Source organism: Aquamicrobium defluvii (assembly GCF_004363725.1).
GTDB lineage: Bacteria > Pseudomonadota > Alphaproteobacteria > Rhizobiales > Rhizobiaceae > Mesorhizobium > Mesorhizobium defluvii.
On sequence record NZ_SNZF01000012.1, the window covers coordinates 117,970 to 132,816 of the forward strand.

At 59.3% G+C, this 14,847-nt stretch carries 11 protein-coding genes and 1 pseudogene; 1 reads left to right on the top strand and 11 read right to left on the bottom strand.

Annotated features, from left to right (window positions below):
• Positions 1–23 precede the first annotated feature (23 nt).
• The 5 genes from DES43_RS11185 to DES43_RS11205 all read right to left on the bottom strand — a co-directional run bounded on the left by DES43_RS11185 (position 24) and on the right by DES43_RS11205 (position 4,760).
• Entirely contained in the window at positions 24–389 is a 366-nt protein-coding gene (locus DES43_RS11185; protein WP_035026757.1) for a hypothetical protein, read from the bottom strand.
• 160 nt (positions 390–549) lie between these two features.
• On the bottom strand, positions 550–2,634 hold the full coding sequence (locus DES43_RS11190) for a copper-translocating P-type ATPase (RefSeq protein ID WP_035026758.1): 2,085 nt from the start codon (positions 2,632–2,634) through the stop codon (positions 550–552).
• Positions 2,635–2,770: 136 nt separating this feature from the next.
• Positions 2,771–3,478: an SMC-Scp complex subunit ScpB gene (gene scpB, locus DES43_RS11195; protein ID WP_035026760.1), complete on the bottom strand. Its 708-nt coding sequence runs from the start codon at positions 3,476–3,478 to the stop codon at positions 2,771–2,773.
• A gap of 98 nt (positions 3,479–3,576) precedes the next feature.
• Positions 3,577–4,134, bottom strand: a complete 558-nt coding sequence (locus DES43_RS11200; RefSeq protein WP_035026761.1) for a hypothetical protein — start codon at positions 4,132–4,134, stop codon at positions 3,577–3,579.
• Complete coding sequence (locus tag DES43_RS11205; RefSeq protein ID WP_035026762.1) at positions 4,131–4,760, bottom strand: recombinase family protein; 630 nt, start codon at positions 4,758–4,760, stop codon at positions 4,131–4,133. Before DES43_RS11205 ends, DES43_RS11200 begins: the two co-directional genes overlap by 4 nt.
• 93 nt (positions 4,761–4,853) lie before the next feature.
• On the opposite strand from DES43_RS11205, the pseudogene DES43_RS11210 reads away from it, so the two are divergent.
• A pseudogene (locus tag DES43_RS11210) lies at positions 4,854–6,473 on the top strand (DUF4158 domain-containing protein); the annotation flags it as partial.
• Between the two features lie 601 nt (positions 6,474–7,074).
• Here the strand turns inward: DES43_RS11210 and DES43_RS11220 are convergent.
• From DES43_RS11220 to DES43_RS11245, 6 genes are all read right to left on the bottom strand, one after another.
• A complete protein-coding gene (locus tag DES43_RS11220; protein WP_133675260.1) occupies positions 7,075–8,139 on the bottom strand; it encodes a PfkB family carbohydrate kinase in 1,065 nt (354 codons plus the stop codon).
• Entirely contained in the window at positions 8,136–9,245 is a 1,110-nt protein-coding gene (locus tag DES43_RS11225; RefSeq protein ID WP_133675262.1) for a hypothetical protein, read from the bottom strand. The genes DES43_RS11220 and DES43_RS11225 overlap by 4 nt, the downstream gene beginning before the upstream one ends.
• The gene (locus DES43_RS11230) at positions 9,245–11,158 is read right to left on the bottom strand and encodes an ORC-CDC6 family AAA ATPase (RefSeq protein ID WP_133675264.1); all 1,914 of its coding nucleotides are present in this window, start codon (positions 11,156–11,158) and stop codon (positions 9,245–9,247) included. The genes DES43_RS11225 and DES43_RS11230 overlap by 1 nt, the downstream gene beginning before the upstream one ends.
• A 7-nt stretch (positions 11,159–11,165) precedes the next feature.
• Positions 11,166–12,314 (bottom strand): phosphoribosyltransferase-like protein, encoded by a 1,149-nt coding sequence (locus tag DES43_RS11235; protein WP_133675266.1) that lies wholly within the window; start codon positions 12,312–12,314, stop codon positions 11,166–11,168.
• Positions 12,311–14,254, bottom strand: a complete 1,944-nt coding sequence (locus DES43_RS11240) for an HAD family hydrolase (RefSeq protein ID WP_133675268.1) — start codon at positions 14,252–14,254, stop codon at positions 12,311–12,313. The genes DES43_RS11235 and DES43_RS11240 overlap by 4 nt, the downstream gene beginning before the upstream one ends.
• Before the next feature lie 234 nt (positions 14,255–14,488).
• A partial coding sequence (locus tag DES43_RS11245) for a helix-turn-helix domain-containing protein (RefSeq protein WP_133675270.1) occupies positions 14,489–14,847 on the bottom strand: 359 nt, incomplete at its 5' end.

The window sequence follows — 14,847 nt, forward strand, 5'->3', positions numbered from 1 at the left end:
CACGAACCCGTAAGCTCGTGCGCTCAGGCGGTCACGGTAAGCTTGGGAGGGCGGTCGAGCGTCGGCGGGTCGCTCGGAAACGAGACCGAACCGGGTTCGGCAGCCGCAGGCATTCCCTGCGGAATAAACACGATTCCTGCTGACGGAAGCGGAGCGCAGGCGCCGCAAGCGGAAACGGACACGCAAACACCGTCATGGCCGTCATGGTCGGTGTTGCTGTCGTTGCAGGAGGCGGTATGCACGTGCTCCTGGCTCGTGTGACCCTTGCCGGCGACAATGTGGTCGGCAGCGGCGTAAGACTCTGCAGCCATTGCCGCATGCGCATGCGCGCTGCCGAAAGACAGGGAGAAAGCGGCCAGCACGGCAAAAAGGAAAGCAGCAAACCGCACGACGCATCGCCGCGCGGTGGCACTTCCCACTGTCCTGGCTAGATTCAGGAGCAACCTAGCTGTCCTTCTATTCTCTCCAATATGAACATAGACCGGTTGGAGACAAGCCGATTTGTCCTGGATCAAACTGAAACGACCCATCGAATTTCGATGCTTCAGGTCAGCTTCTCTTCCGGTAAAGTCTTAGCAGTTGGGCGTTAATCGCGACGATGATCGTGCTCGCCGACATGAAAACGGCGCCCACTGCCGGAGTCATAAGGAAGCCCGTGCCGAAGGTGATGCCTGCGGCCATGGGGATGGCGATAGCGTTGTACCCAGTCGCCCAGATAAGGTTCTGCACCATCTTTCTGTAGGTGGCGCGAGACAGGCCAAGGATTGCAGCCACATCACGCGGATCGCTCCTGACCAGCACCACGTCGGCGGACTCCACGGCGACGTCGGTTCCCGCGCCGATAGCGACGCCGAGGTCGGCCTGCACCAGCGCTGGAGCGTCGTTCACGCCGTCACCGACCATAGCCACTTGAAGGCCGCGCGACTGCAACTCCTTGATCTTGGCCGACTTCTGATCCGGCAGCACCTCGGCGAAATTCTCGTCAATCCCGAGTTCCCGGGAGACGGCTTGCGCCACACCCTTTGCGTCGCCCGTCAGCATGATCGACCTGATGCCAAGTTTCTTGAGGTCGGCGATGGCTTCGCGGGACTCCGGCCTCACTATGTCTGCGAGCGCAAACAGGGCGCGCAGCTCTCCGTCCCGGACAAGAACCACCACGGTCTTGCCGGCGGCCTCGAGTTGACGGAGCCTTTCCTCCGGAACAGGATTCCCGTGGCGAGCCAGGTGCCCGGGACTAACGATGCGTACATCATGCCCTTCGACCTGCGCGACAATGCCCTCGCCGGTGATGTTGCGAAGCTGGCCGGGAGCGGGAAAGTCGATCCCCCTATCCTTTGCAGCCGAAACGATGCCGTGCGCAATCGGATGCTCGGAATGACTCTCAGCGGAGGCAGCGAGCCGAAGCTCCTCCTCTTCGCTGGTGCCTGCCAGCAGGACGATATCCGTCACTCCGAACCGTCCTTCCGTCAGCGTTCCTGTCTTGTCAAAGACGACCGCATTCAGGTTCCGCGCCCTTTCGAACGCCGCCCTGTCGCGAATCAGGAGACCGCTTCCAGCGCTTAACGAAGTGCTTACCGCAACGACGAGCGGCACCGCCAGCCCAAGGGCATGGGGACAGGCGATAACCATGACTGTGACCATGCGCTCGACGGCGAATTCCCAGCTTTCGCCTGCAAGCACCCAGAACGCGAGCGATCCGAAGCCGACCGCAAGGGCGATATAAGTCAGCCAGCCCGCCGCACGGTTGGCGATGTCCTGAGTGCGCGACCTTGTTGCCTGCGCTTCCCTGACCAGGTTGATGACCTGCGCCAGATAGGTCTCGTCACCGGTAGCGGTGACCTCGATCGTAACCGCACTCGCGCCATTGATCGCTCCGCCTATGGCGCTATCCCCCTTCTCCTTCGAGACGGGCCGCGATTCTCCCGTGAGCATAGCCTCGTTGAACGAGGATTTACCCTCGACGATCGTGCCGTCGACGGGCACCTTGGCTCCGGGCCGGATCAACACCCTGTCGCCGGGCACGAGTTCCGTTATAGCTACTTCGGTTACAGCCCCGGAAGCGTCGAGGCGCGCCGCCGTGTCCGGCAGAAGACGGACGAGTTCCTCGAGCGCGCGTGAAGCGCCCATGACAGAGCGCATCTCCAGCCAGTGCCCGAGAAGCATGATGACGATCAGCGTCACCAGTTCCCAATAGAACGACATCCCGGACAGACCGAATGTGATCGCTGCCGAGTAGAAATATGCAACTGAAATGGCGAGCGCGATCAGCGTCATCATGCCTGGCTTACCGTCCCGGACCTCGGAGACAAACCCGGCAAGGAACGGCCAGCCCCCGTAAATGTAGGCCACCGTCGACAGAGCAAAGAGCAACAGTTCGCTGCCAGGAAAATCCAGCGCGCCCTGTATGCCCAGCCAGTGCTGGATCATCGGCGACAGCAGCAGGACCGGTGGGGTCAGGATGAGCGAGATCCAGAACCTGCGCCGGAAATCGGCCACCATCTCGCTGTGGTCGTGCCCGCCATGGCCCGAATGACCTCCTGCGGTAGCGTGGTTGGCGACCGGACCGTGGCTTGTCTCAAGGGTCTGATGATGATGGCTATGACCCTTGGGGCGACGTTCATTCACGTGTTCCATGGAGGACCCCGATAAGTTGAGTGGCGGTGGCTACGAAGGTGCGATCGATCTATCGAGGCATCTTGGACCATCCAACCATTGAATAATCAAGCTCGCCACAGCTGGCACCGCCGATATTGACTTCCGTGCCAAGACGTCATTCCCGACCCGGATCAACGTCACCGTCGGCATCAGAATGCCCAACCGGAATATCCCCCGCCAGCAGCTTCTCCTTCGACAGCAGCCCGGCATCCTCAAGCGCCTCAAAGTCTGGTAAATCCCGCAACGTATCCAGCCCGAACTGGAGCAAAAACACTTTGGTCGTGACGTAGGTGTAGGGCGCGCCGGGCGTCGGGCTGCGCGGACCGGAATCTATAAATCCGGCGCCACGCAGACGGCCGATCAGGTCGCGCGAAATCTCTTTCCCAAAAAACGACGACAGTTCGCCACGCGTGATCGGCTGGAAGTAGGCGATGCACATCAACACCAGCACCTCGAACTGGGTGAGGTCGACCGCCCGCTCGTTCGCGCCGACGGCCGTGCGGATGGCGTCGGCATAGGCCGGCCGGGTCAAGTGCTTCCAGCCCCCGGCCACAGTGACCAGGTCGTAGGGCCGGCCGCGGAGCTCCTCGCGGATGTCGTCGATGAGAAGGTCGATGCTGCAGCTCTTGCCGACGATCCGGGCCAACGTCTCGCGACCAACCGGCTCGCTCGCGGCAAAGATCACCGCCTCGACGCGGTTCATCCATTCGCGCCAGCGCGCCTCCGGCGGTAAATGATCCAGCTCCCGATCGAACAAATGGCCAGCTGATCGACTTTCGCCCCCCTGCCCTCCCCGTCGGCGCCTGGTTGCGCTCTCCGTCATCGTCACAGCCCGTAGATGCGAAACGTCGACCGACCCGACAAGGGGTCGGTTCCGGCTGAGGGCGAAAAGACACCCTAAGCGCTATTTTTCAGTTTCGGCTAGAGATTGGTCAGGTCGTCCGGGTATTGACCGCCCCTCTGGACGAAGTGGCCCCAGGTTTCCTCTCCTCGTTTGGAGACGACCCGGTATGCGGGAACATCGGAAGCTTCTTCGATGAGTCCGAGGCGCACGAGCGGCGCGATCGTTCTGTCGCCGAACAGTTTCTCATAAGTCCGCTCCTGCAAGTCGAGCATCCACCCCGGCGTTCCACGTTCGGTGATGGCAGGAACAAGGCGGCCGCCCGAGGCGGGCCCGTCGCCACGCGACAGGGTGAACAGGCAGATGGTCCAGAACGCGTCCCTCGGTCGTGGTGGTATCAGCGCCCATTCGATCGGTCCGCTGTCTGGTTGTGCGACCACGGGAGCGGGCCCGTGCTCACCGCCACGGATTCCCTCCCGGTATGCTCTTTCAAGCGCATTGGCGATCGCGCCTGCGGTATCGACGGAAAGCCCGTATTTCCGGTTGTAGCGGTCTTTCGCGACGATCTCCCGTGCAATTTCCCTGAAGCGAGCCTTGCGATATGGATCGGCTGGGGCGCGCCCGGATCGCTTTTTCATGGTGAGGTCTCTATCTTTGGAGCCAGGGAAAGTCTGTTGCGCTTGACGATGTCAGCGACGGTGTTCTTGCTGATGCCGAGATCGCGAGCGATCCAGCGGTAGCTCCGGCCCTCGGCGTTCAGTGTCATGACCTTCGATGCAAGCCGATCCGATTTAGGCCGCTCGCCGGCCTGGCGGCCGAGCTTTTTGCCGCGTGCTTTTGCTGCGGCGAGGCCGGACTTGACCCGTTCGCTGATCAGGTCGCGTTCGAACTCCGCAATGGCGGAGAGGAAAGTCGCCAGCATCCGCCCATGCGGCGACGACAGGTCGAATGCCATCCCGTTCATGGCGATGACGGAAACCTTCCAGTTTTCCAGTTCGCGCAGCGTATTGAGCAAGTCGATTGTCGAGCGTCCCCATCTCGACAATTCCGTGACCAGGATCGCATCGATCTGCCTGGCCTGGGCGAGAGCCAGGACCTTCCTGCGTTCGGCCCGGTCGAGTTTTGCGCCGGAGCCAGTCTCCTTGAAAGTTGCCACCACATCGTAGCCGGCACGGCCGGCGAATGTCGTCAGGTCACGTTCTTGCCGCCCGCACGACTGATCGGCTGTTGAAACGCGGCAGTAGATGGCGGCACGTTGTCCCAATTGAATCCTCATGGATTTGGGCGCCGGAAAGCCTTGATTTGCACGGGCTGAGTGTTGTCCAGAACAGACTATACTTCAATAGGGACAGATCGAATGCCACGACGCCATATTCTCACCGAGCGACAGCGATCGGCGCTGCTCGATCTGCCGACGGACGATCTGTCGTTGTTGAAGCACTACACACTGGGCGACGACGATCTGGAAAACATCGAGCAACGTCGCAGGCCGGAAAATAGGCTCGGTTTTGCCCTGCAACTTTGCGCATTGCGATATCCGGGCCGTGCATTGGCTCCGGGCGAGATGATCCCGCACGAAGTCCTTTCCTTTATTGGCGCTCAGCTCGGCATTCCGGCCGATGCGCTTGTCACCTATGCCGCTCGGCGTCAGACCCGTCAGCAGCACATGGACACGCTGCGCGAAATCTACGGCTACAAGACGTTCTCAGGCCGTGGCGCCCGTGATCTGCGGGACTGGCTCTTCTATCAGGCTGAAGATGCCAGATCGAACGAGGATCTTGCCCAGCGTTTTGTTGCGCGATGCCGGGAGACTTCGACTATTCTGCCGGCCGTGTCGACAATCGAGCGCCTGTGCGCGGATGCCCTGGTCGCCGCCGAACGCCGAATCGAAACGCGGATCGCGGAAAAGCTGGATGCTGACGCGCGTGAGCAATTGGATGGGCTTCTGACCGAGATGCTGGCAGGCAACGTCAGCCGCTTCATTTGGCTTCGCAATTTCGAGGTCGGCAACAACTCGGCTGCCGCAAACCGCCTGCTCGACAGACTGGAGTTTCTGCGTAATCTGAATCTCGATCATCAGGTTCTCGCCGGCACGCCACCCCACCGTGTCGCACGCCTGCGCCGGCAGGGTGAACGCTACTTCACCGACGGCTTGCGTGACATCACTTCGGACCGGCGCTGGGCGATCCTTGCTGTTTGCGTAGTGGAGTGGGAAGCGGCGATTGCCGATACTGTCGTCGAAACCCATGACCGGATCGTCGGGAAGACCTGGCGAGAGGCGAAGCGGCTGCATGACGAGACGATTGCCGGTTCCAAGGCAGCGCTCACCGATACGATCCGCGCCTTCACCGCATTGGGCGCCTCGTTGCTTGAGGCCCGCAACGATGGTGTGCCGCTGGAAATGGCGGTCGCCAATTCGGCGGAGTGGCACCGGCTCGATCAATTGGTCGCGACAGGCGCCCAGCTCAGCAACACGCTGGCCGACGAGCCGCTGGCTCATGTCGGACAGGGATATCATCGCTTCCGCCGTTATGCGCCGCGCATGTTGCGATGCCTGAAGATCGAGGCCGCGCCGGTCGCGCAGCCATTGGTTGCGGCAGCCGCGGCTATCGGGAAAATACGGTCGTCAGCATCGGCAGATGGGAGCTTCCTGAGGCCCAACTCGAAATGGCATCGTCATTTGCGCACGCAGGAAAAAGGAGACGATCGGCTCTGGGAAGTCGCGGTTCTGTTCCACCTCCGCGACGCTTTCCGCTCCGGGGATATCTGGCTCGCTCATTCGCGCCGCTATGGCGATCTCAAGCAGGTGCTGGTGCCGATGAATACGGCACAAGAAAACGTGAGGTTGGCCGTGCCGATCGACCCGCAGGGCTGGCTGGCGGATCGCAAGGTGCGGCTGGCCGACGCTCTGAAGCGGCTCGCCCGGGCAACCCGCAACGGAACCATCCCCCAATCTTCTGACCGCGATCATCATCTACTGGAATACCGTCCATCTCGGCCATGCCGTCGCACAGCGGCGGGACGAAGGGCTCGACGTGCCGCCCGAGCTGCTGGCCCACATATCCCCACTGGGCTGGGCGCATATCCTGCTGACTGGCGAGTATCTCTGGCCCAAAGAAAAGAATGCTTAGGGTGTCATTTCGCCCCCAGCCGGAACCGACCCCAAGCAGACTTCTATGAGATGGCTGTTCGTGCTCGCGAGCAGTCACGCGTCCTTGGACGCTCCGTTCCCAGGCGGGCCGTCGGCAGCACTCTGCTATTGAAGGGCTTGGAAGCCGACGTTTCAATTGTCCTCGATACCGACGTTTTGGACGCACGTAACTTGTATGTGGCTCTGACGCGAGGCTCACGGCGGTTGGTTGTGTGTTCGACCAGCCCGGTGCTTCAACGGTAAGTTTGGCGATTCTAGAGGCTCCACGCGGGGACCTTTGCTGCTTTCGCAGCCTTATAGGCCGATACGATCGGCCGCGATGAGAAAAGTTCGATGGCAACCAGAAGCCTGCATAGTAGGCGACCGGCCGGGTGGTCCGATCACGCGCTCATTGCCGCTCACGCGGAATTTCCCGTGAGGCTACATGTCAAGAGGCTGACAAAATATGCTGGGTGCTGGGCGGGCAAGCCGGGCATGCGACGGAAGGCTCTGTCGATTCATGGCGGACCACCGTGCGCAAAACTGGCCGGCCATTCATGATGGCATTGATCTGATTTTGGAACTCGCGAGGCTCGACCAAATACATACCACCGCGGGCGCCTTCAAAGGCGCAATTCCAAGCGGCAAGAGCTTGGCCATAGCGAAGTGCCTTCGACAAACCTTGAGCGTCCATTTTCTTGAGTCCCAACAACCCCTGTTTGGCGCCTAAGGCCAGAATGCCAGCCGTGCACCAGTCGCCGGAGCCGCACGTGTCCACGATGCTTGGCGCAGGGAACGCGGGGCAAATGCTCCAGTCGGAAATTTGCCCGTCGAGACGGTGTCTGTACCGCAGACCTTGCGAGCCAAGCGTCTGAATCTCGAGCAAAGTGGCAGTTGAGGCGGTCATGGCGCCACCCGCCTCGGAAAGGCGCTGATCCGAGTACTTCACGATGTGTGCGATTTTCATCGCTTCCGCAAACTGCTTTTCGTCCGACTTTCCGGAAGGTTCAAACAGAACTACGGCACCATTTTGCGCTGCTTCTGCCGCGAGCGTTAATGCAGCTCTCGACAGCCGATCCATGAAGAAAACCGCAGAGCCCGGTAGTGCGAGGGTGATATCCTCCACTGCATGCTGTGTGACGGGCCTGTAGCTGGGCAGACGCTTTCCGCAGTGCGGGCACGTCCAGAGGAACCGGTGTGTCGGTGATCCGTCACGAGCGCGCTTAATTTGTTGAATTATGATCGGTGTATGGCCCACCGGGGCGCAATTGGCAAAGTCCAATTTCACCCCCCATTTGGCCATGTCCGCCCGAACACGTTGTGACGCGGGATCACCATTCATTCGTGCGATTGGGTAGGCATCCCAACCCAGGTATCTCATTATCGTGAGAACGTTGCCGCATGTTCCGCCGGCCCATGAGTGAACTGGCGCTTCACTGTCGAGCCCAATTACAAGATCGAGCGCGATCAAGCCCGTGCCAAAGATCTTCGGCCTTTCCTCTGGATGGTTCATGGAACGTGTCCTTTCTTCAGCCTGGGGCGCGGCTGCGGGTAGACCTCTCCCTCCAACCAGACATGAATGATATGGGGCGTCGGCGAAGCAAGATCCGCGGACGCATCGAAATCATACCCTATCGATTCGAGGTAAGCGACTGGTAAATCTCGCTCGAGGGCTGCCATCAGGGCGCCGAGGGACATGACTTTGCTACCCAGCGGAGAAAGAACCAGGATCGAGCCTCCGGCATCTCGAAATACCGGCTTGCGTAAATCGTCCAACCGCAGAATTGTGCGATAAAGGTGTAGGGGATCCTGTTCATCCGCGTACACGACGTCGCGGGCATCAACTGACCAACCGCTCTCGAACTCTGCCAAGTATTCCTCTGCCAGCATGTCTCCGAGGCGCGGGTCTCGCGCCGGAAAAGGCAGGATTGGGCATGTGTCGTGCGGAGCGACGAAATCGTGTACCCGAGATAGGGCCTGCTGGCGCCCCATTGCGAGCTGTGGGAGCCATAACTTCGCTGCCCGAGAGGCAGCGTCGAGCGTCAGCCCCCCTTTGAACCCATGAACATAGCCTGGAACGTCGCTCGCCACAGAGGATATCTGCGCGTCAAGATTGGGATCATGCGACACAAAGAGATGCAGGTTCTGCGGATCCTTGCCTCGATTAATCTGCTCAACGAACAATCTGATCAAAGGGAACGCTGTGCCCACTGAAAGGGCGCTGATGTCGACGATCACGTCCGTGACTTCGGTCAGATCGTACCGCGAAACGCCCAGTGTAACATTGCGTCCACCGACAACAGCGCCATCAGCTCCGAAAATTTCGACGGCAAGGATATCGTTCGAGGGAAGCAGCGTCTGAAGCTTCTCAATATTTTTTTCGGCGCGGCGAGTGAGCTCGGAATCTGGATTGGGCCGGTTCTCTCTGATGAACAATGCTTGAGCATCGGCACCGGCGGCAGCGAGACGTTCAGCAATCTGGGTCGCGCGTGGATCAAATCCACCACCTGCGATTAACAGCGCTTTCCTGCCAGTCTGCAAGAAATATTCGGACGCAAAGCTTTCAGCTTCTGAGCCATCGTGGGAAATGCAAGGATCCCATCGCCACCCGTGCGCCATTATTTGGCCTCGCCCAGCAAACGGGTGAGATCTTCCACGCGTCGTTCAAGAAATCCTCCTCTTTTCAGGGTCAAGCCGCTCTTGATGAGTACCACCCCGGATAGTTCTACGAGACACCAGAGCTTGTTCTTAGTCCCATGGTTCGGAATTAGAACGAACGCGTTATAGGCAACTCCAAACTGAAGGACCTTTGCGAGGTCGGGCTGCAGCTTCGGGATCTGATCAAATTCTTCCTGAGGAATCCCGAACGCGTTCGCGCCGCCATTGAGCGACGCGTTGCCCTCCAAGCTTTTTTCGATGCACTGGTCGGCGATGCCTTGAGACAGCCGTTTCACAAGATGATGGAGAGGAAAATCCCATTCGCGGATCATCTCGTCCGCGCGATCGCGCAGCAAGCTGTGTTGGACCTGACTGGTCAGTGTCGGCGCCTTCGACCGTATCAACTGGGTCTCCGACTGCGCGACGAGCCGTGCGGCGAGGTGCAGGAACTGCTCTGCGTTCTCCGAGCTCGCATCGCAAAGAGCATCGATACCGTAGTAGTATGGTCGATCAAATTGGTGAAGCAGGTGGATCTTGGCGCCGTCAGCGATCGCCGCGCTCGCTGTCACGGGCCGTGAAGGCTCGACGTCGGTCGCCTCCTCGAAGAGACCGCGTTGGGGAGTTCGGTTTGCATATCGTTCGAGAAGTATGGCGAGCATCGACAGCCTTAGGTCGTTGGCGGGTTCCCCAGTTTTCGCCAAGTACTCGGAAACCTCCCGTTCGAGCGCTTCTCGGCGCTCAGCAGTGATCGAATTTCGTCGCTGAATAGCGTCGACTTTCTTCGCTAGCTTGTCGGCCTTTGAAGGCGGGAGATCATCGACATGCGTCGAGAGAAGATCACCAAGAGTGTTCAAGCCCCGGCGATTAAAGACGTCCATCTGGCTGAGATACCGGCCAGCCATGTCCTTGGCCATTTTCCGGAAGGCTCGCCGCTGGCTCGATCTCCCCTCGCTGCTTTGCATCCAGATGGTGGTGATTTCCCGAGCGCGCTTCAGACCGGGCTCACTTTCGTCGAAAGCGTTCTGTCCCTCGATGAGTACATCCGCGGGAGCCAATGCGTCCAGGCGGGTGAGGATCCACCGGGCCACCCGCAATTCCCTGCGCGCAAGCCACCGTTGGAGTGCAGCTAGCTGGCTCGGGTGCAAGAAATGTGCATCGTCGAAGACAACCAACGGGGTCAGTTGCAGGTCTCCCGACCCATCCTTGACCCGGAACGCGTCTATGACATCCAGCGGTCGATACGCTGCCGCCGCGGCATTCTGTTCAACCTCATCTATGTCTGGAGGAACAAGGGCGGCCGAGATTTCGTAAATCGCTGTTTCCATCTCTCGGGCGCGCCGCTGCAGCCCGATGCCGTTTTCGCCGCCAATCGCTTCAAGGGCAGCATCAGCATCGGGCCGAGCGACGATCTCTATGTTCTCAAGGCTGATGCCGGCTGCCTGGGCATCTCGCAACCAGGCAAGCACTGCCCGCGCCTGAAGTAGCGCAACGGTTAGCGAGGACTTCAAACTGTCGGGATAAGGGAACTCCCAAAACTCGCGATATTCACTTTCGAGCGAGATCCGGCAGCCGATAACTGAGGGCTTGCCATCACGGATCGCGTCACAAGATGTAAGCGCGTCGATCAGGGTCTTGTAGGTTTCGAATCCACGATTCCGAAGCAAGACCTGAAGCGTTGAGAATTTGAACAATCGCGCGAGGGTCGTCTTCCCGCTTCCGGGCGTCCCGATCACCATGGCTAGCCGGTCGTAGAGCTTCCCCTCTTTCGCCGGCTTCTTGAAAAACGTAGACAACGGCTCCGGGGTAACGACAGCCAGAAAGGCTTCGTCTTGCAGCAAATACTCGGTTGCCCGTTTTTCAAATGGATTTACCAAGTCGCACCTATACGTGTCTCTGGCGGCGGCGGAAAAGCGGACTCATCGGAGGGGCCGTCACGCCGCCTTCCCGTTCTCCGCCCTCGGTTTCGGCCCACAGCAGAGCCACTGAGTTGTTTGGCGTGTTGTGGTCCAAAACTAATGGCAACGCGCACCCGGCGTAGCCGAGCCCCAAATGCGTTACTCCTCCGACGTCGGTGTGTTTCGTTCGGATGGCAGGATCATAGTAGATATTCGTCAACTCGATGAAGTCACCGAAATTGTTTCCCGGCGCATTTATCGGCAGGTTTTCGGGTAGGATCGTTCCGAACGAGAAATGAACTTCCGATGCCCAGCCTTCGGTCTGAAACGACGATCGCGCTTCTTGTTCGCGTTCTATCGCCGTTCGAGACGCTGCATCCGTACCTATATAATGATGGATGCAGAGCTGCCAATCGTCGGAAAAAATCTTCTGGTCTGCAAGCTGAGCCTGGGCATGAACGATCGATTCTTTGAATTTCTTCAGTTTCCCTGACCACTTCTTCTTCTCTTCATTGTAGCGAAGGAACGAAGATCCGCTGCCCATGAAATCGTCGATCAGATAGACAAGCCGAAACCTCGCATCTGGATCGCCAATGGCCTCTCCCAATTGGCTGAGTAGGTCTTGCCATTTCTCCGTGTCGAGCTGAGTTGAGACGACCATTTGCTCGTTGTTCAGGACACCAACGTTGCTGTGCCTCAGTCCGTCGATCCGGGCCCCGTCGCTGAGACCCATAAACAGCGTTTGGCGTCGCAGCCGCTCGACCGCAGCCCTCGCGTCCTCATCGGCATGAACCCTGTAAGGTGGTATCCCTCGTTCATCTGCGACCATGCGAACCAGGCGGTCTCGAACGAACTTCGGATACATCTGCTCCACGAGCCTCTGCATCTCGCTCGGGCCGATGTAGACGATCGCATTTCGCGCGAACTCGTAGGCCGTCTTTCGCTCGTCCGCCGTGGAAAACTGTTGCAGCCATGTGGCGAGGCTCTCGATAAAGCGCATTCCGGCCTGGAAGTCGCGATAGCCGTCGTATTTCAGGCGGGCCATCAAGCGCAGCCAACGAAATTCCTTTCGAGCCTCGTCGTCACTCCACTGCATGATCTCGCTGAGGATCCTCAGGCCGAGGTCTTCGTTCATTGCAGCGCCCCCTTTCGAAAGCGAAGGCCTTTCTCAGCGGAATCCAACGCGCCAAGATACATGCGCGTGACTGCGATTCCACGTTGTCCGGGTTCCGCCAGATTCCAGCAATTGCACGGGTCCACGCTCACTTCGTCAACGCTGAGACCCATGGGGGTACTGAGGAGCGCATAGTCGTTGCCAGGCCATCTACCGCGGTCACCGATCGTGAGAATGTCGCGGCCTCCCACCAAGTCCTGCACGTGACGGACCACATTCTTTTTCGAAACACCGCTTGCAACAATATCGATCGAGTGGCTCGACCGGGTAATAACGGCCTCAGTGTAGCCGCCTTGAAGGACGACCTGATGGGCAATGTCCCATAGCCGGTTTTCCGCCATGAAGCGGATCGGCTCCAGCGTAATCTGGTAGCGGCGATTGGTCTGCCTTGCCGAGCCAGCGAGTTCGTGGCTTTCGGCAAGGGCAACTGCCAGGTCCTTCAGTTCCGGGCATACCACATCGGTACCATCTGGCTGCGCATCATCTGCGAGCCAACCGATCATGGCGCCATTGTAATAACCGACCACAACGCGGTGCCAAGCCGCGCTGGGCAGTACGGTTCTGAGGTCGTTCCGTACTGAAACACCCCGGCCGGTGGCGATGGCCAATATGCCATCGCTGTCAGCTATCCTTTGGAGCTCGCCAGCGATGTCGGGTCGCGCCGGATGAAACCGCTCGCGCGTATCTACGACCGTTCCGTCGTAATCCAAGACCACGGCTGCGAAGGTCGTCTTCTCTAGCCGGTCAATAAAATCGCGATGCGCCTGGCGCCAGAAGTCCAAGGTGTTCTTCCCTTGGAGCAGGTGGACGCTCTCACCTGTCTTCCGCCGAATTGCCGCAGCAGCAGCGGCATTGAGTTGTGGCGCCGTATGTCGAGGGGCCCTCTTTGGTAGTTTCAGATGATACAATTTGCGACCAAACTCTGGCACTCCAGGCTGCCCGGGATCAATGTCTCGGGCTTGGCCCGCCCAACCGGTGAGATGTAACGCGGAAATGAGTGATCCCAGCAGCGCCGCCGGACCGGTGCCCGGTACATCAAGGCGCGCGATCGGCACTTCCGCAGGGATCAGTTTCAGCGTCTTTGTTGCAAGCTCTCGATCTTCCTCTGCGACGAGTGCCAGGACCGCAGTCTGATCGCCACGCTTTGCGAGCCAGTGGTGCCGTCCGTGGGCAAAGTTTCGGTAGTCCGCGAGCTGGATGTTTCCGAGCGCCGCCTCCGTAAATTTTGACTCGATGTCGGTCGCGCCGACTTTCGTGGCCGGTCCATAGAGAACGATCGTCGTTGGTCGTTGCCACAAGGCATCCACTGAATCGCGCCAGACCCGGATCGGTTTGCTCGACGCATCAAGAAGAGGTGCGACAACATCAGAAACATCGTCCCAACTCGCTAGGTGATCGAAGACCGAAACATAAGCGCGGGCGAGAAGTGTTGAGAACCCGAGCAGAGAGTTCGTGGCCAGGAAGCCATCCTTACCGGCCGGCGGTGGAAATACCATGAGGTCTACGAATGGGTGTCGCTCGCAGATAGCTGTGATTGGACTGTTGGCGCGGCCGCACAAGACTGCGATTTGACGGTGCTCTCGCTCGATGAGGGACCTCGCCGCAGCGTTGATGTCGACATTCGTGCCTCCAGCAGTCAAAAGCCATTGGCTGACTGCGGCTTCGAACACGGTATCAACCGCCTCAAGCGGAGTCTGAACAATCCCTGGCTTTCCCGTATAGGATTGATGCAGCGCCACGAGTACCTGCGCGGCCGTCAGAGACCCTCCAGACCCGACCGCCGCAAGTGGCGAGAGGCCGGCATGCTTGACCGCTCCCTCCAGGCCACTAATATCGGCGGCACAGGCCCAGCGAAAAGTCTCCTCCAGCCGTGATATTTCCAGTTCGTATGGCTTTGCCAATTAATCACCCCCAAACCTCACGGGAACATAACAGGAACACCTTATCATGTTCCGGTGAAGGCAATACCCCTTTTTATAGTGCCAAGCTCATTCGCGAAGCGCTTGGACTCAACCTCCACAAGAGTATCAACAGTTGTTTGCGGCGCTCATGCGTGCATATCAATGGAATCGGAATACAAAGAGCGTGCTTTCACAAGGACGATCGTCATTGAGGGACGTGTCGGAGATCTCCATTTAAATAATCCCCCAGGCTCGATACCGGCCTCGTCCCGTTAATTCGCGGACACCAAGCTCTCCGATCAGGTTCAAGGCGCCCCGCGGCGTGATCCTCGCCGACTTGGCGACCATGTGCGCCGACACGATCGGCCGCGACAAGAGTAGATCAATGGCAACCGGAAGGCTGCTCGTCGATCGCTTGTCCAGAGCCTTTCGCTCAAGCTGCCGCTTTGCAAGCGTCAGTCGGTCGATGTCCTTCATCCCGGCTATGGCGGCAGCGCTCATCGCGTCCAGAAATGCAATCAACCTTGTCGTCCGGTCGCGTGCACGTCGGCGCTCACGGGGAATTTCCCGTAGCCCGACGGCAAACGCCAGCA

Coding starts and splice junctions, on each gene's coding strand:
- DES43_RS11190 (WP_035026758.1), bottom strand. CDS start 2,634: ATGGAACACGTGAATGAACGTCGCCCCAAGGGTCATAGCCATCATCAT.
- scpB (WP_035026760.1), bottom strand. CDS start 3,478: ATGACGGAGAGCGCAACCAGGCGCCGACGGGGAGGGCAGGGGGGCGAA.
- DES43_RS11200 (WP_035026761.1), bottom strand. CDS start 4,134: ATGAAAAAGCGATCCGGGCGCGCCCCAGCCGATCCATATCGCAAGGCT.
- DES43_RS11220 (WP_133675260.1), bottom strand. CDS start 8,139: ATGAACCATCCAGAGGAAAGGCCGAAGATCTTTGGCACGGGCTTGATC.
- DES43_RS11225 (WP_133675262.1), bottom strand. CDS start 9,245: ATGGCGCACGGGTGGCGATGGGATCCTTGCATTTCCCACGATGGCTCA.
- DES43_RS11235 (WP_133675266.1), bottom strand. CDS start 12,314: ATGAACGAAGACCTCGGCCTGAGGATCCTCAGCGAGATCATGCAGTGG.